10 protein-coding genes are annotated in these 17627 nt (G+C 73.1%); 9 read left to right on the forward strand and 1 reads right to left on the reverse strand.

Annotated features, from left to right (window positions below; genetic code table 11):
- Positions 1–103: 103 nt before the first annotated feature.
- The 5 genes from ACWGKJ_RS03190 (at position 104) to ACWGKJ_RS03210 (ending at position 5076) form a co-directional block, all read left to right on the forward strand.
- On the forward strand, positions 104–1066 hold the full coding sequence (locus ACWGKJ_RS03190) for an NAD-dependent epimerase/dehydratase family protein (protein WP_385033861.1): 963 nt from the start codon (positions 104–106) through the stop codon (positions 1064–1066).
- A complete protein-coding gene (locus tag ACWGKJ_RS03195; protein ID WP_385033864.1) occupies positions 1054–1818 on the forward strand; it encodes a spherulation-specific family 4 protein in 765 nt (254 codons plus the stop codon). The genes ACWGKJ_RS03190 and ACWGKJ_RS03195 overlap by 13 nt, the downstream gene beginning before the upstream one ends.
- 62 nt (positions 1819–1880) lie before the next feature.
- The gene (gene moeZ, locus ACWGKJ_RS03200) at positions 1881–3059 is read left to right on the forward strand and encodes an adenylyltransferase/sulfurtransferase MoeZ (RefSeq protein ID WP_385033867.1); all 1179 of its coding nucleotides are present in this window, start codon (positions 1881–1883) and stop codon (positions 3057–3059) included.
- A 174-nt stretch (positions 3060–3233) separates the two neighbouring features.
- Positions 3234–4358, forward strand: a complete 1125-nt coding sequence (locus ACWGKJ_RS03205) for a PP2C family protein-serine/threonine phosphatase (RefSeq protein WP_385028815.1) — start codon at positions 3234–3236, stop codon at positions 4356–4358.
- Positions 4359–4479: 121 nt separating this feature from the next.
- Positions 4480–5076 (forward strand): hypothetical protein, encoded by a 597-nt coding sequence (locus ACWGKJ_RS03210; protein ID WP_385028812.1) that lies wholly within the window; start codon positions 4480–4482, stop codon positions 5074–5076.
- A gap of 49 nt (positions 5077–5125) precedes the next feature.
- Here the strand turns inward: ACWGKJ_RS03210 and ACWGKJ_RS03215 are convergent, their stop codons facing one another.
- On the reverse strand, positions 5126–7987 hold the full coding sequence (locus ACWGKJ_RS03215) for a lysylphosphatidylglycerol synthase transmembrane domain-containing protein (RefSeq protein WP_385028809.1): 2862 nt from the start codon (positions 7985–7987) through the stop codon (positions 5126–5128).
- A gap of 221 nt (positions 7988–8208) precedes the next feature.
- Here ACWGKJ_RS03215 and ACWGKJ_RS03220 point away from each other — a divergent pair, with 221 nt between their 5' ends.
- From ACWGKJ_RS03220 to ACWGKJ_RS03235, 4 genes are all read left to right on the forward strand, one after another.
- A complete protein-coding gene (locus ACWGKJ_RS03220) occupies positions 8209–8568 on the forward strand; it encodes an MGMT family protein (protein ID WP_385028806.1) in 360 nt (119 codons plus the stop codon).
- Between the two features lie 195 nt (positions 8569–8763).
- Positions 8764–12315: an ATP-dependent helicase gene (locus ACWGKJ_RS03225; RefSeq protein WP_385028803.1), complete on the forward strand. Its 3552-nt coding sequence runs from the start codon at positions 8764–8766 to the stop codon at positions 12313–12315.
- Between the two features lie 83 nt (positions 12316–12398).
- The gene (locus ACWGKJ_RS03230) at positions 12399–16112 is read left to right on the forward strand and encodes a UvrD-helicase domain-containing protein (protein WP_385028800.1); all 3714 of its coding nucleotides are present in this window, start codon (positions 12399–12401) and stop codon (positions 16110–16112) included.
- A gap of 10 nt (positions 16113–16122) precedes the next feature.
- Positions 16123–17517 (forward strand): dipeptidase, encoded by a 1395-nt coding sequence (locus tag ACWGKJ_RS03235; RefSeq protein ID WP_385028797.1) that lies wholly within the window; start codon positions 16123–16125, stop codon positions 17515–17517.
- Positions 17518–17627 lie beyond the last annotated feature (110 nt).

Genomic DNA, 17627 nt, shown 5'->3' on the forward strand with positions numbered 1-17627 from the left:
GCAACACCGGTCACACCTCACCCCGTAACACCTCAGAAGGAGAACGAATAATGAGCCCCGAACCCTCAGCCCCGACCCGTCGGTACCGAGAGGCGGCCGCGCGATGAGGGTGCTGCTGCTCGGAGCCAACGGATACCTCGGCCGCTATGTGGCCGACCGCCTGCTCGCCGACCCCGCCGTGCACCTCACGGCCCTCGGACGCGGCGACGACGCCGACGTCCGCTTCGACCTCGCCAGCGGCAGTCCGGGAGCGCTCACCCGCTTCCTGGACGCCGTCCACCCCGGGGTCGTCATCAACTGCGCCGGTGCCACCCGCGGCGGTGCCCGCGATCTGACCCGGCACAACACGGTCGCCGTCGCGTCCGTCTGCGAGGCGCTGCGCCGCAGCACCTGCAACGCCCGGATGGTGCAGCTCGGTTGCGCCGCCGAGTACGGGCCGAGCCAGCCCGGCTCGTCCACCGCCGAGGACGCGGTCCCGCGCCCCGGCGGCCCGTACGGGGTCTCCAAGCTGGCCGCCAGCGAGCTGGTGCTCAACTCGGGCCTCGACGCGATCGTCCTGCGGGTCTTCTCACCGGTCGGCCCCGGCACCCCCGCGGGCTCCCCGCTGGGCAGGCTCGCCGAGGCGATGCGCCGGGCGATGCAGGCAGGGGACAAGGAGCTGAAACTCTCCGGGCTCGGTGTCCAGCGGGACTTCGTCGACGTACGGGATGTGGCGCGCGCCGTCCACGCGGCCTCGCTCTCCGCCGCCCAGGGCATCGTCAACATCGGCACCGGCCATGCGGTGAAGCTGCGCGACGCCGCCGCCGTCCTGGCCAGGGTCGCCGGATTCGGCGGCCAGCTCCACGAGTTGGACGCGCCCCAGCACCGCCACGCGGGCCTGGTCGCACCCCGGCCGTCCGAACCGGTCATGGAACATCTGGCCGCGCCCTCCCCGTATCCGGACGGCTGCGGCGGCTGGCAGCAGGCGGACGTACGGACCGCGCGCGACCGGCTCGGCTGGCGCCCGCGCATCAATCTGGAGGAGTCGCTCGCGGACATCTGGATGGAGGCGGCATGCCGTATCTGACCCCGGCCGCGACCCTCTCCGCCGAACTGGGCTTCGGTGTACCGGGGTACGCGCATCCGCTGGTCGCACCGGTCGAATGGGCCGAACTCACCCGCCCGGGAACGCCGTTGCACTGGGTCGTGCTCAATGTCGCGGGCGGTCCCGGCGCCCGGCCCGACCCGCACTGCCTGGCGGCGGCGGGCCGGCTCCGGAACGCGGGGACCCGGGTGCTCGGCCATCTCGACATGGCCCACGGCGCCCGCCCCTTCGGCGAGCTGATCGCGGAGGCCCACCGCTTCACCGACTGGTACCGCACCGAGGGGTTCTTCCTCGACCGGGCCCCGGCCGGGCGGTCCGATCTGCCCGAGACCCGGCGGATCACGGACGCGCTCAGGTCGGTGACCGGCTCCGGCGGCCGTCTCGTGCTCGGGCACGGCGTCCACCCGTACCCCGGATACGCCGAGACCGCCGACCAGTTGGTCACCTTCAGCGGGCCCTGGACGGAGTACCGCTGGTCGCAGGTGGCGGAGTGGACCGCGGAGTACGACCCTTCGCGGTTCGCCCACTTCGTGCACGGCGTCCCGCGCACCCATCTGGAGGAGGCCGTCCGGATCGCCCGCTGGCAGGGAGCGGGGACGATCTTCTTCACCGACAGGACCGACCCGGCCGACAGGACCGGCACGACCGAAAGCTCCGAGAACGCGCCGTTCGAGGCGCTGCCCGGCTACTGGGACGAAATCGTCTCGCGGATCGGACCTGGTGTCTCGGAATGAGAAGGGGCGTGGCAGTGTTACGGAAGAACCATCGTACGTAGATACCGACCAACGGAGTCCCCGTGTCGCTGCCACCCCTGGTCGAGCCAGCTGCTGAACTCACCGTCGATGAGGTCCGCAGGTACTCCCGCCACCTGATCATCCCCGACGTGGGGATGGACGGGCAGAAGCGGCTGAAGAACGCCAAGGTGCTCGCCGTGGGCGCGGGCGGCCTCGGCTCGCCCGCCCTCATGTACCTGGCCGCGGCCGGGGTGGGCACGCTGGGCATTGTGGAGTTCGACGAGGTCGACGAGTCGAACCTGCAGCGCCAGATCATTCACAGCCAGGCCGACATCGGCCGCTCCAAGGCCGAGTCGGCCAAGGACACGGTCCTCGGGATCAACCCCCTGGTGAACGTGGTCCTTCACCAGGAGCGGCTTGAGGCCGAGAACGTGATGGACATCTTCTCCCAGTACGACCTGATCGTGGACGGCACGGACAACTTCGCCACCCGCTACCTGGTCAACGACGCGTGCGTGCTGCTCAACAAGCCGTACGTCTGGGGCTCGATCTACCGCTTCGACGGCCAGGCGTCGGTCTTCTGGTCCGAGCACGGCCCCTGCTACCGCTGCCTCTACCCGGAGCCGCCGCCCCCCGGCATGGTCCCCTCCTGCGCCGAGGGCGGCGTGCTCGGCGTGCTCTGCGCGTCGATCGGCTCCATCCAGGTCAACGAGGCGATCAAGCTGCTCGCGGGCATCGGTGACCCGCTGGTCGGCCGGCTGATGATCTACGACGCCCTGGAGATGCAGTACCGCCAGGTCAAGGTCCGCAAGGACCCCGACTGCGCGGTCTGCGGTGAGAACCCGACCGTCACCGAGCTCATCGACTACGAGGCCTTCTGCGGTGTCGTGTCCGAGGAGGCCCAGGAGGCGGCGGCCGGTTCGACGATCACTCCCAAGCAGCTCAAGGAGTGGATCGACGCCGATGAGAAGATCGAGATCATCGATGTCCGCGAGCCGAACGAGTACGAGATCGTCTCGATCCCGGGCGCGAAGCTGATCCCGAAGAACGAGTTCATCATGGGCACCGCCCTGTCGGACCTTCCGCAGGACAAGAAGATCGTCCTGCACTGCAAGACGGGCGTCCGCTCGGCCGAGGTGCTGGCCGTGCTGAAGTCCGCGGGCTTCGCGGACGCCGTCCATGTGGGCGGCGGCGTGATCGGCTGGGTCAACCAGATCGAGCCCGAGAAGCCGGTCTACTAGGCCGGTCCGCCAGGAACCTATTTCCGCCGCAGGGGGCGGCCCGCACATCCGTGCGAGCCGCCCCCTGCGGCGTGCCCGGCGGGCCGTGGAGCTGCCGCTGTGCCGTCGCCGGGTCGGCGCTACTGTGTCGGAGAGGGAGACAAAAGCCGCATATCCGCCAGATAGGACCTCTCCATGCCGCTCGCCCGCACCCTGTCGCGTGTGCTCGTGGAGCGGAACACCACGCGCGGGGAGCGCGCCGTGTTTCTCGGGTTCCTGCTCCTCGTGCTGGCCGCGATCGTCTCGGTGGAGTCCGTCACCCCGGGTGACCTGCGAGTGGTGCTGTTCGCGGGCCTGGTCCCGCTCGTCGGAGCCTTGGTGCTGAGTGTCCTGACCACCGCCGCGCTGGCCACCCTCGCCGGTGTCTGTATCGCGGTCTCGTATCCGCTCTTCGCACCGCACGAGCGTGACCCCGGACAGATGGCCGTCGTGCTGGCCGCGACCTGGACGGTCGGGATGCTCGCGCTCCTCATCGCGCGGCTCGGCTCCCAGCGCCAGTCCCTGCTGGAGCACACCCGGGGTGCCGCCGAGGCTGTCCAGCTCGCACTGCTGCGGCCGTTCCCGCTGCGGACCAGGGACTTCGTGGCGTACGGGGTGTACCTCGCGGCGGACGAGTACGCACGGGTGGGCGGCGACCTGTACGAGGTGATCGAGTCGCCCTTCGGGACCCGGGTGCTCGTCGCCGACGTGCGCGGCAAGGGCCTCGACGCCATCAACGCGGGGGCGGCCGTGCTCAGCGCCTTCCGGGTGGCGGGGTACGAGGAGCCGGGCCTCTCGGACCTGACCCGGCGCATGGAGAACATACTCGACCGCTACAACGAGTACGCCGAGACCATCGGCCAGGAACCGCGCCATGTCACGGCGCTCCTGGTGGAGTTCGCCCCGGACCGGCAGCGGATGCGGCTGGTGAACTGCGGGCATCTGGAGCCGTACGCCGTCCGCAGGGCCGGTGCGCGGCAGATCGGTCTGGGGGAGGCGGGGCTGCCGCTGGGGCTTGGGTTCCTGGTCCCCGAGGAGGAACGGACGCGCGCCGTCGTGGAGACACGGCTGCCCTACGGGGCCCGGCTGCTGCTGTTCACGGACGGGGTCACGGAGGCGCGGGACCGGCGGGGGGATTTCTACCCGCTGGCCGGGCGGCTGGAGAACTGGGCCGGTCTTGAGCCGGCCGCCCTGGTGCGGGAGATCGAGCAGGACCTCCACCGGTACGTCGGCGGACGGCTCCACGACGACGCGGCGATCCTGGTGATCACGGCCCGCTGAGCGGGCGGCCGGCGCACGGGACATTTGTCCTGCCGGAGTGCGGACGGTTCGCTCTGCCGGCCGGGGCGCCCGGCGCGGGAAGCTTCTCAGGTCGGAAACGAAGCCTCAGGGGGAGCCGGACATGACCGCAGTGAGCACGGAGCAGATCACCGCACAGACCACAGCACAGACCACGGCGCAGACCACGGCGCAGGCCACGGCGCAGACCACGGCGCAGACCACAGCGCAGACCACAGCGCAGGCCACGGCGCAGACCACGGCGCAGACCACAGCGCAGACCACAGCGCAGACCACTGCCCGGGGCACTGCGCCCGGCACGGAGCAGAACCCCGTCAAGCCGCTGCCCGCCTGGTACTTCCCGATCGTCGGCACCTTCGCGGGCATCTTCGACATCGCGCGGGCCTACCCGGCCGCGTACTGGCTGATCCCGGTCGTCGCCGCGGTGAACCTGACGCTCTCGCTCACGGTCCTGCGGACCCGGATGCGCTTCATGAGGGCGCTGTGGAAGAACAAGCGCACCCGGCTGCTGGCCGTCGGCCTCGTCGCGCTGCGGTTCGCGGTCCGCGGGGTGCTGGGGCTCGCCGGACTCGCCGTGGGGGAGGCCGTCGGCAGCGTACTGATCGGTGTGGTGATGGCCGTACTGGGCACCGCGATGGCCTGGGGCGACCAGTGGCTGATCCTGCGGACGCTGGAGCGCAGCCGGGCGCAGGGCGCCTGACCGGCCGCGGGTGCCGCTGGCCCTGACGGACCAGCACCCGTACGTACTCCTAGAGCGCCCCTCTGCGGGTCAGATAGTTGAAGCAGAGCCAGCCGGGCAGCACCGGCAGCCAGAACGTCAGCAGCCGGAAGAGCAGGACGGCGGCGGCCGCGGTCCCCGGGTCGACGCGGGCGATGATCAGCGCACCGGTCAGCGCCGTCTCGACGGCCCCCACCCCGCCGGGGGTCGGCACGGCGGACCCCACCGCGTTGCCGGTCAGGAAGACCACCGCGATGCTCGCGTAACTTATGGTCGAACCGCCGCCGAAGGCCCGGATCGAAGCGTCGAGGCACATCACGAACGCGCCGGTCAGCAGCAGCATCCCGCCGATACCGGTGAGCAGCTTGCGGGGCTGCTGGAGTACGTCGAGCATGCGTGGCACCACACCGGCGAACAGCGAACGCACCCGCGTGACAACGAACTTGCGCAGGAACGGCACCGCCGTCACCACCAGGGCCAGCACCGCGGCCGTCAGCAGACCGGCGATGACCGTACGGGACGGGGTCAGCGACGGGGTCTGCTCGGTGCCCGTCACATAGCCGAAGACCATCAGCAGCAGGATGTGGCTGCCGAGCCCGAAGAGCTGCGAGGCGCCGACACTGGCCACCGCGAGCCCCGGGCGCACGCCCGCGCGCTGCAGGAAACGGGTGTTGAGCGCCACCCCGCCGACCGCCGCGGGCGCCACCAGCTTCACGAAGGACCCGGCGACCTGCGCCGAAACGGCCCGCAGGAACGGCACCTTCTCCGGCACGAAGCCGAGCAGGCTCATCGCCGCCGCCACGTAACTCAGCGCGGAGAACAGCACCGCGATCGCGACCCAGCCCCATCGGGTGGTGGTGATCAGCTGGTGGTAGGGGATGTTCGCGAGCTGTGAGAGCAGGAAGTACGCGGCGACGGACCCGGCGATGACCGTGAACAGGGTGCGGAGCTTGACGCGTTCGAGCCGTACCGGTTCGGCGTGCGCCTGCGGCCGGATCAGCAGCACCTGGTGGCGGATCTGCGAGAGCAGGTCCTCCTCGCGTGCCCCGTCCAGCGCGTCGTCGATGGCCTCCTTCTCGGCCTTCTTCTCGGCGCGGGCGGCCTTGCGGCTGTCGCCCGGCGCCGCGTCGGCCCCGGCCTTCGCCCGCTTCGCCGTCTCCGACGCCTCGATCATGGCTTCCCGTTCGCGCTGTGCCCGCTCGCGGGCCAGCTGACGCAGGGTCGCCCGGGTCGACCTGCTCAGCGCCAGCGGCTGGAGCAGCGGCAGGCTGTCGGCCACCTTGTCGGGGCCGATGACCGCGACGGCGGACGTGACCGAGCGCTCGGCCCCGGCCCGCAGCCCCAGCGTGGTGAGCAGCTGCGCGATGTCCATCCGCAGCACGATGTCGCTCGCCGCGATCTCGCCGCCGCGCAGATCGGTGAGTATCACCCGGCCCGCCCGGTCCACCAGGATCGCGTCCCCGACGAGCCTGCGGTGGGCGATACGCCGGGACTGCAGCGCCTGCATCTGCCGCCAGGTGTTCTGCATCAGCTCGTCGGTGATCTCCTCGTCGGGCAGCGAGTCGAGGGAGCGGCCGCCGGTGTGCTCGTACACGAGCATCACCGCGTCGGGGCCCAGCTCGGACGTGGCGATCAGCTTCGGCGCGTTCGCCCCGGCCGCGATGGCCGCGTACGCGAGGAGCGCCTCCTGCTCCAGGGCCTGGCGCAGCGACTGGATGGAGCGGCCGGTGGAGATGGACCGCAGCGTGAGGCGGCGCCACACCCGGTAGAAGAAGCCCTGGGCCTGCTGCTCCCGGTCGACGACCGTGACGTCGAGCGGCCCGCCGTCCTCCAGCGTGACGAAGTAGCGCCGGCCCCGGTCGCCCTGTTCGGCGGAGTCGGGGATGTCCTCGGCGCGCATCGCGCTGACCGGGTTGAAGCCGACGTGCCGGAGCCCGGCGAGCAGCTGGCGGCCGGTGGGGCGGACGTTGGGCGAGCCGACCGCGTACAGCGTGCCGTAGGCGACGGTCCAGCCCAGCAGGATCGTCACGATGATCGAGAAGGGCGTGGTCTGCCTTCCGACCAGCACGGCGAAGGAGTTGACGAGGAGCACCACCCAGAGCGCCACCCGCCAGCGCGGTCTGCGGGCCATGCCGACGGCCGTCATATAGGCGATGACCGGGGCGAGATAGCCGTGCACTGGGTCGGTGAGCGTGCCGTTGGTGAGGGGCTGGGTGAGCGCCTCGGTGATCGACTTGGGTGCGGCCTTGGCGACCCAGAGGTCGGTGGCGAGCGCCGCTCCGTGGGCGAGTACGGCGGCCAGCACCCCGTCCGCGATCCGCAGACCGTCCCGTTTGACCAGCCGTTCGATCGCGAAGGCGACCGGCAGGATCAGTATGGCGATGGACGAGAAGAGCCCGGCGAGCTTGAGGAGCAGATCGGGTGTCTGGACGGTGCCGTTGTGGATGTCCTGGGCGAGACCCGATGTGGTGCCGTGGGCGAAGGCGGCGATGGCGAGGACCAGCGCGATGGCCAGGATGCCGGTGAGCAGGCGCAGCAGATCGGACGGGCGGTGCACCCGGGCGGCGAGCAGCGGCTCGTCCCCGGAGACCCGGTCGATGGGTGTCGCCCCACCGAACTCGGGGGGCGCGCCGGGGCCGGGGTGCGGTCCGGTGCCGGGGGGCGGTTCCGTACCGTCGCCCGAGCCCGAGCCCGAGCCCGAGCCCGAGCCCGAGCCCGTCCCGTCGCCCGAGCCCGGTTCCGTACCGTTGCCCGGGCCGGGGCCCGTCCCCGGCCGGGCCGGGGTGCCGACCCGCTCCGGCCGCGGTCCTGTCTCCGGCTTCGGCCCCGTCCCCGGCTCGCCCGGAGGAGTCTCGGAGTCGGGGGCGTTCGCCGCCTCCGGTGGCTCCTGCACGCCTGGCCCCTCCGTCGGTTCCTTCTCGTCTCGTATCACCGCGTTCCACCTCGGGGTGCTGGACCCGTGGGCGGAGCGGTGGGGCGCTGTGCGCGGGATACCCGGCCACCGCCCGGACGATGGTGGCATGTCCGGGCGGTGCGGGCAGGCATCAGGGCCCCTTTGCGGGAAATGGCCCGCTCTGCGGCGGGCCCGGCGCGTTGTCGGCGCTGTGGTGCAGGATGGGCCGGGTGAGTGCTGAGCTGCCGGAGTACGCGGAACGGGTGCTGGACGTCGCGGAGCTGATCCCGTCCGGCCGCGTCATGACGTACGGGGACATCGCCGAATGGCTGGGGGAGGGCGGCCCGCGCCAGGTGGGCCGGGTGATGGCCCTCTACGGCGGCGCAGCCCCGTGGTGGCGTGTGGTGCGCGCGGACGGTGCGCTGCTCGCGGGCCATGAGCTGCGTGCACTGGAGCACTACCGGGCGGAGTCGACCCCGCTGCGGGACGCCCCGCGGGCCGCACGGGAGGCGGAGGGCCATCTGCCGCGCCTGGACATGCGGCGGGCGCGGTGGGACGGCGGCGACGGGGCTCATGTCTGACAGCTTCCGCCATTCGGCCCTCCCGCGGGTGGTCCGGAACCCGTACGGAGTACACAGGGGGCCGAGACCCCTGGCACCGGGGCGCCCCGGCCCGGCCGCGTAGCGTCGGCCGAGCACCATGCTCCCCCACCCGCCCCGAACCCCCGATTCTCCCGCCCGCACATCCACGCACCCTTCCCAGGACCGGCGATCCACGTGAGCACCTCCACTTCCCACCGGGTACGGCAACGGGCCCCGGGCCCGTACCGGCTGGTGCGCACCCCGCCGGGCGCGGTGGATCCTCCCGTACTGGACGCACGGCAGCGTGCGGTGGTTGATCACCGCACCGGACCGCTGCTCGTGCTGGCCGGGCCTGGCACCGGCAAATCCACCACGCTGGTGGAGGCGGTGGCGCGGCGCATCGCCGAAGGGACGGACCCCGAACGGATTCTCGTCCTCACCTTCAGCCGCCGGGCCGCCGTGGAGCTGCGCGACCGGATGGCCGTACGGATCCAGGGCGGCGGGCCCCTCCCCGGCGAGCCGGGACCGTTCGCCGGCGGAGACCCGGGCGGCGCCGGTTCCAGGACCGGTACGTACGGACCGCAGGCGACCACTTTCCACTCCTTCTGCTACGCGCTGGTCCGCGCCCACCAGGACGCCGACCTCTTCGCCGAACCGCTGCGGCTGCTGTCGGGACCCGAGCAGGACGTCACGGTGCGGGAGCTGCTGGCCGGCCAGCTCGACCTGGGACGGATCCGCTGGCCCGACGAGCTGCGGGCCTGTCTGACGACCCGCGGCTTCGCCGACGAGGTGCGCGCCGTGCTCGCGCGCAGCCGGGAGCTGGGGCTCGGACCGGAGACCCTGGCCGCGTTCGCGGAGCGCACGGGCCGCCCCGACTGGCGTGCGGCGGCCGGATTCCTCGCCGAGTACCTGGACGTCCTCGACGCGCAGGGCGTGATCGACTACGCGGAGCTGGTGCACCGCGCGGTGCCGCTGGCCGAGCGGGCCGACCTCCGTTACGACGCGGTCTTCGTGGACGAGTACCAGGACACCGACCCGGCGCAGGTCCGGCTGTTGCGGGCGCTGGCGGGCGGCGGCCGGACCCTGGTCGCGTTCGGCGATCCGGACCAGTCGATCTACGCGTTCCGCGGCGCCGACGTGAACGGCATCCTGGACTTCCCCGACACCTTCGCCCGTACGGACGGCCGCCCGGCCCCCGTCGAGGTGCTGACCACCTCACGCCGCTCGGGCGCCGCCCTGCTCACGGCGACCCGGCTGCTCACCCAGCGCATGCCGCTGCCCCGGCTGCCCGCCGCGCAGGTCCGCGCCCACCGGGAACTCTCCGCGGTACGGGCCGGTGGCCGGACCGAGGCGTACACCTACCCGACGGCCGGCACCGAGCTGGACAACATCGCGGACATCCTGCGCCGGGCCCATCTGGAGGAGGGCGTGCCGTGGAACGAGATGGCGGTCCTGGTCCGTGCGGGCGGCCGTTCCATCCCGGCGGTGCGCCGCGCGCTGACCTCGGCCGGGGTCCCGCTGGACATCGCGGGCGACGACATGGCACTGCGCCACGAGCCCGCGGTGACCCCGCTGCTGACGGCGCTGCGGGCGGTGGCGGAAGCGGCGCTGGACAGCAGCGGTACGGGGGCGGGGCGCCCGGCGGGCGGTGGAGACGTCAGCGCGGACGGTGAACCGGCGGCAGGCGGGGACGTCAGCGCGGACGATGAACCGGCGGGCGGTGGAGACGTCAGCGCGGACGGTGAACCGGCGGCAGGTGGAGACGGCGTACCGGCAGGCGAACCGGCAGCCGGTGGAGACGGCGTACCGGCAGGCGGGGACGGCGTACCGGCCCGTGGTGAGGAGGACGGCCCGGCCCCCGGGCCCCCCGCCGCCCGGCTCTCCACCGCGACGGCCCTCACCCTGCTCACCTCACCCCTCGGCGGCATGGACGCCGCCGATCTGCGCCGGCTCGGCCGTGCCCTGCGCGACGAGGAACGGGCGGGCGGGAACCGGCTGCCCGCTCCCTCCGACGAACTGCTCGCCCGCGCACTCGCCGAGCCGGGACGGCTGATCGCGCACGACCCCGCGTACGCCAGGGGCGCCCAGCAGCTGGGCAAGCTCCTGAGCAGAACGCGCGCCCTCCTGGAGAACGGCGGCACCGCCGAACAGGCCCTGTGGGAGCTGTGGAGCGGCACCGGCTGGCCCCGGCGCCTGGAGCGCGCGGCCCTGCGGGGCGGAGCCGCCGGGCGCAACGCCGACCGTGACCTGGACGCCGTCTGCGCGCTCTTCGACACCGCGGCCCGCGCCGAGGACCGTACCGGCGGGCGCGGCGCGCTGAACTTCCTCGAAGAGGTGGACGCCCAGGACATCGCCGCCGACACCCTCTCCAAGCGGACCGTGCGCCCCGAGGCGGTCCAGCTCATGACCGCGCACCGCGCCAAGGGCCTGGAGTGGGGACTCGTCATTGTCGCCGGGGTGCAGGAAGGGCTGTGGCCCGATCTCAGGCGGCGCGGATCGCTCCTGGAGGCGGACCGGATCGGACGGGACGGGCTGGCCGAACCGCTCAGCCCCGGCGCGCTCCTCGCCGAGGAGCGCAGGCTCTTCTACGTCGCGGCGACCCGGGCCCGCGACCGGCTCGTGGTGACCGCGGTGAAGGCACCGGCCGACGACGGGGACCAGCCGTCGCGCTTCCTCACCGAGCTGGGGGTGGAGCCGAAGGACGTCACGGGCCGCCCCCGGCGCCCCCTCGCGGTGGCCCCGCTGGTCGCGGAGTTGCGCGCCACGACCGTCGACCCGAAGGCCTCCCCCGGACTGCGCGAGGCCGCCGCCCACCGGCTCGCCCGGCTGGCCGCCCTCACCGACGAGGAGGGCCAGCCGCTGGTGCCCGCGGCGCACCCGTACCGCTGGTGGGGGCTGTACGAGCCGACGCACTCCGCCGCCCCGGTACGCGACCCCGGGCAGCCGGTCGCGCTCTCCGGCAGCGCGCTGGAGCAGCTGGCCCGCACCTGTTCGCTCCAGTGGTTCCTGGGCCGCGAGGTGAAGGCCGACGCGCCCGCCACCGCCGCCCAGGGGTTCGGCAATGTGGTGCATGTCCTGGCGGACGAGGTGGCGTCCGGGCGTACCCCTGCCGACCTGGCCGTCCTGATGGAACGCCTCGACTCGGTCTGGAACTCGCTCGCCTTCGACGCGCCCTGGAAGTCCGGCCAGGAGAAGGAGAACGCCCGCGCGGCGCTGGAACGCTTCCTGCGCTGGCACGTCATGGACCGTGCGGGCCGCACCCCGGCCGCCACCGAGCACCCCTTCGACGTGACGCTGGAGGCCGGCGAGTACCAGGTGCGGATCCGGGGCTCCATGGACCGGGTCGAGCGGGACACCGAAGGCCGTGCGTACGTGGTCGACTTCAAGACCGGCAAGCAGGCGCCGACCAAGGACGAGGTGGCCCGCCATCCGCAGCTCGCCGTCTACCAGCTCGCCGTCCGCGAGGGCGCGGTGGACGAGGTCTTCGGCGGGCGGCGCCCCGAAGCGGGCGGCGCCGAACTCGTACAGCTGCGACAGGCCGCCCCCCGCAAGGAGGGCGGCGACGCGCTGCCCAGGGTCCAGTCGCAGGAACCGCTCGCGGGGGAGTGGGTCGGGGAGCTGCTGGCGACCGCCGCCGGGAAGGTGCTGGACGAGCGGTTCACCCCGACGACCGGCAGCCACTGCACCCACTGTGCGTTCCGGGCCTCCTGCAGTGCGCTGCCCGAGGGCACCCACATCGTGGAGTGACGGCTGTCCGTGAGCGGTGAGCGGTGAGCGGTCCCGGCGGGACTCGGGCGGGAATGTCACAGGGCGCCGTTAGCCTCTCTGAGGTGACCCCGCGCATCACCGACCCCGAGCAGCTCAAGGAGCTTCTCGGCATTCCCTTCACCCCGGAGCAGACGGCCTGCATCACAGCGCCGCCCGCCCCGCAGGTCATCGTGGCCGGAGCCGGTTCCGGGAAGACCACGGTGATGGCCGCGCGGGTGGTGTGGCTGGTGGGGACCGGGCAGGTCGCGCCCGAGCAGGTGCTCGGGCTGACCTTCACCAACAAGGCGGCGGGCGAGCTGGCCGAGCGCGTCCGCAAGGCCCTGGTCCGGGCCGGGGTGACCGACCCGGACGCCCCCGGACCGTCCCCGGCACCGGGCCCCCGCCCCTCGGCGCCTGCCGTGAGCACCGACCCGGCGGCCGGGAGCGCCGATCCGTACTACTCGCCGGGCGAGCCGCGCATCTCGACGTACCACGCCTTCGCCGGACAGCTGCTCACCGACCACGGTCTGCGGATCGGTCTTGAACCGTCCTCCCGGCTGCTCGCCGACGCCACCCGCTACCAGCTGGCCGCCCGGGTGCTCAAGGAGGCCCCCGGCCCCTATCCGGCGCTGACGAAGTCCTTCTCCTCACTGGTCAGCGATCTGCTGGCGCTGGACGGCGAGCTGGCCGAGCATCTGGTGACCCCGGAGGCGCTGCGTGCGTACGACACCGGGCTGCTGGACAGCCTGGAGAGCGCCCGGCTCTCCAACGCCGAGCTGCGCAAGGTCCCGGAGGCCGCGTGGGCCCGCCGTGAACTGCTCGATCTGGTGAGCCGGTACCGCGCGGCCAAACACAGCCGTGACCTGCTCGACTTCGGCGACCAGATCGCCCTCTCCGCCGAGCTGGCGCTGACCAGGCCCGAGGTGGGGACCCTGCTGCGGGACGAGTTCCGGGTGGTCCTGCTCGACGAGTACCAGGACACATCCGTCGCCCAGCGGCTGCTGCTCTCCGGCCTCTTCGGGGCAGGCAGCGGCCACGCGGTGACCGCCGTGGGCGACCCCTGCCAGGCGATCTACGGCTGGCGCGGCGCGTCCGTCGCCAACCTGGACGACTTCCCCGAGCACTTCCCGTACGCGGACGGGAGCCCCGCCACCCGCTTCTCGCTGAGCGAGAACCGGCGCAGCGGCGGCCGTCTCCTCGACCTGGCCAACGGTCTGGCGGCCCCGCTGCGCGCGATGCACGCGGGCGTCGAAGCACTGCGTCCCGCGCCGGGCGCCGAGCGGGACGGCATGGTGCGGTGCGCCCTGCTCCGTACACACGAGGAGGAGATCGGCTGGCTCGCCGACTCGCTCGCGCATCTGGTGCGCACCGGCAAGGACCCGGGCGAGATCGCGGTGCTCTGCCGCACCGCCGGGGACTTCGCGCAGATCCAGGGCGCGCTGGTGGCCCGGGACGTGCCGGTCGAGGTGGTCGGCCTCTCGGGGCTGCTGCACCTGCCCGAAGTCGCCGATCTGGTGGCGGTCTGCGAGGTGCTCCAGGACCCGGGGGCCAACGCCTCGCTGGTCCGGCTGCTGACCGGGCCGCGCTGGCGGATCGGCCCGCGCGACCTGGCGCTGCTGGGCCGCAGGGCGCGGCTTCTCGTACGGCACGGCGGCGCGGCGGGCGACGACGGGGCTGACGCGGACCAGCGGCTCGCGGAGGCCGTCGAGGGGGTCGACCCGGCCGAGGTGGTCTCGCTGGCGGACGCGCTGGACACGTTCCTGACGGCCGGCGGCGGGGTCCCGGACGGGGGGCCCGCGGACGGGAGCCCTGCGGACTGGGGCGGCGGGCAGGGGGACGGGACGGGCGCCGGGCTTGCGGACGGGGGGCGTGGCGGGCGTCCGGACGGGGTGCGGGGCGGGCGTACGGACGACGGGCTTCCGTTCTCGGCCGATGCCCGGGTGAGGTTCGCCCGGCTCGCCGCCGAACTGCGCGATCTCCGGCGCTCGCTGGCCGACCCCCTGATGGACGTACTGCACCGGGTGCTCGCCACCACGGGTCTTGAGGTCGAGCTGTCGGCCTCCCCGCACGCGCTGGCCGCCCGCCGCCGCGAGACCCTCTCGCAGTTCCTGGACATAGCGGCGGGCTTCGCCTCGCTGGACGGCGAGGCGAGCCTGCTGGCCTTCCTGGCCTTTCTGCGGACGGCGGCCCAGTACGAGAAGGGCCTGGACAACGCACTGCCCGGCGGCGAGAACACCGTGAAGGTCCTCACCGCTCACAAGTCCAAAGGCCTCGAATGGGATGTGGTCGCCGTCCCTGGCCTGGTGACCGGACAGTTCCCGAGCGGGCAGTCCCGCGAGGTGTGGACCGCGCAGCCGAAGGTGCTGCCGCACGCCCTGCGCGGCGACGCGGCGACGCTTCCCGGGGTCGGCGCGTGGGACGCGAAGGGACTGGCCGCCTTCAAGGCGGCGATGAAGTCCCACCAGCACACGGAGGAACTCCGCCTGGGGTACGTCACCTTCACCCGCCCCCGCTCGCTGCTCCTCGGCTCGGCCCACTGGTGGGGTCCGAGCCAGAAGCGCCCGCGCGGTCCTTCGGACTTCCTGCTCGCGCTGCAGGAGCACTGCGCCGCGGGGTACGGCGAGACGGAGATCTGGGCGGACGCCCCGGAGGAGGACGAGGAGAACCCGGCGCTGCGGGACGCGGCGGCGGACCACGCCTGGCCCCTGCCGCTGGACGAGACGTCACTGCGCCGCCGCAGGGCGGCGGCGGAACTGGTGCTGGACAAGCTCAGCGAGCTGAACGGGCAGGACGAGCCGACCGACCCGACAGACCAGACCGGGCAGCACGAGCCGACCGACCCGACCGGGCAGGACGAGCTACACGAGCAGGACGAGCTGACCGAGCCGACCGGGCAGGACGAGGACCGGGGCCCGGGACAGCACCCCGGGCCAACGGCCCCGCACGACGACCCCGCCCCGCACGGCACCCGGGCCCCCGCCCCGCACGACGCCCCCGCCCCGCCCGGCACCCCCGCCCCTCCGCACGTGCCCCATGCCCGGACCCCCCTCACCCCCGAGGACGCCCGCACGCTCACCTCCTGGGACCGTGATCTCGACGCGCTCACGGCCGAACTGCTCCGCGCCAGAAGCACCGTGCGCGACGTCCCCGTGCCCCGCACCCTCACCGCGACCCAGCTGCTGCGCCTCGCCGAGGACCCCGACGCGTTCGCGCAGGAGCTGGCCCGGCCCATGCCCCGCCCGCCGCAGCCCGCCGCCCGCCGCGGCACCCGCTTCCACGCCTGGGTCGAGTCGCGTTTCGACGAGCTGCCGCTGCCCATGCTCGGACCCGACGAGCTGCCCGGCGGTGACGACGACGAACCGGTGATCGCCGACGAGCGGGAGCTGGCCGAACTGAAGGACGCCTTCGAGCGCACCCCGTACGCCGGGCGTACGCCCCACCGGGTCGAGGCCCCCTTCACGCTCACCCTCGCGGGACGGGTGATCCGCGGCCGGATGGACGCCGTCTACCGCACCGGCCGCGACACCTACGAGATCGTCGACTGGAAGACCCACCGGGCCCACACCGCCGACCCGCTCCAGCTGGCCGTCTACCGGCTGGCCTGGGCCGAGCAGCACCACATCCCGCTCACCTCGGTCTCGGCCGTGTTCCTCTACGTACGGACCGGAGAAGTGGTCCGGCCCGCGCGGCTGCCGGGCCGGGCCGGTCTTGAGCGGATCCTGCTGGGCGATCCGGCGGACCCCGCTCCAGCCCCACCGGCGGATCCGCCGGGCGAGCCACCCCGACCGGCCCGTTAGGCTCGATGGCATGAGCGACACCCCGGACAGCGCTGTCCGCACGTACCTGGACCAGCACCGCGGGTCCTTCCTCGCCGACCTGGCCGACTGGCTGCGCATCCCCTCCGTCTCCGCGCAGCCGGAGCACGCGGCCGATGTACGCCGCAGCGCCGACTGGCTGGCCGCCGCACTCCGCGAGACCGGCTTCCCGGTCACCGAGATCCTCGATACGCCCGGCGCCCCCGCGGTGTTCGCCGAGTGGCCTTCGGGCGACCCCCAGGCGCCGACCGTCCTCGTCTACGGCCACCACGACGTCCAGCCCGCCGCGGTCGACGACGGCTGGCACACCGACCCCTTCGAGCCGGTCGTCAGGGACGGCCGGATGTACGGCAGGGGCGCGGCGGACGACAAGGGCCAGGTGTTCTTCCACACACTCGGGGTCCGCGCGCACCTCGCCGCCACCGGCCGCACGGCCCCCGCCGTCAACCTCAAACTTCTGGTGGAGGGCGAGGAGGAGTCCGGCTCCCCGCACTTCAGGGAGCTGGTCGAGCAGCACGCCGAGCGGTTCGCAGCCGATGTGGTGATCGTCTCGGACACCGGGATGTGGTCCGGGACGACGCCGACCGTCTGCACCGGTATGCGCGGCCTCGCCGAGTGCGAGATCACCTTCGAAGGCCCCGAGCAGGACATCCACTCGGGCTCCTTCGGCGGCGCCGTCCCGAACCCGGCCACCGCGGCCGCCCGGCTGGTGGCCGCACTGCACGACGCCGATGGACGGGTCACCGTCCCCGGTTTCTACGACGGTGTCGCGGAGCTCACGGACGCCGAGCGCGAGCTCTTCGCCGAGCTGCCTTTCGACGAGGCCGAGTGGCTGCGGACCGCCAAGTCCCGGGCGGCGGCCGGTGAGCGCGGCCACACCACGCTGGAGCGGATCTGGGCCCGCCCGACCGCCGAGGTCAACGGCATCGGCGGCGGCTACCAGGGCACCGGTGGCAAGACCGTCGTCCCGTCGTCCGCCATGGTGAAGCTGTCGTTCCGGCTGGTGGCGGGCCAGGACCCGGTGCGGATCGAGCGGCTGGTCACCGAGTGGGCGGCCGGCCGGGCGGAGCCCGGGATCCGCCAGCAGGTCATATTCAGCGCAGGTACCCGGCCGTGTCTGACCCCGCTTGACCACCCGGCGCTCCAGTCCGTCGTACGGGCGATGGGCCGGGCGTTCGGCGAGAAGATCCGCTTCACCCGGGAGGGCGGCTCGGGCCCCGCCGCCGATCTCCAGGACGTCCTCGGTGCCCCGGTGCTCTTCCTGGGCATCTCCGTGCCGTCCGACGGCTGGCACGCACCGAACGAGAAGGTCGAACTCGACCTGCTGTTCAAGGGTGTGGAGACCACCGCCTATCTGTGGGGCGACATGGCCGCCGCCCTGCGCTGAGAACGCCGAACCGAACCACCAGTACACGAGGGGGAGTTGGAAGCACCTGTGAGCAACTTCAGCAATGCCACCGAAGGTCACGCGAGCCAGGGCGGGACCGCTGACGACCG

The organism is Streptomyces sp. NPDC054757, assembly GCF_053612185.1.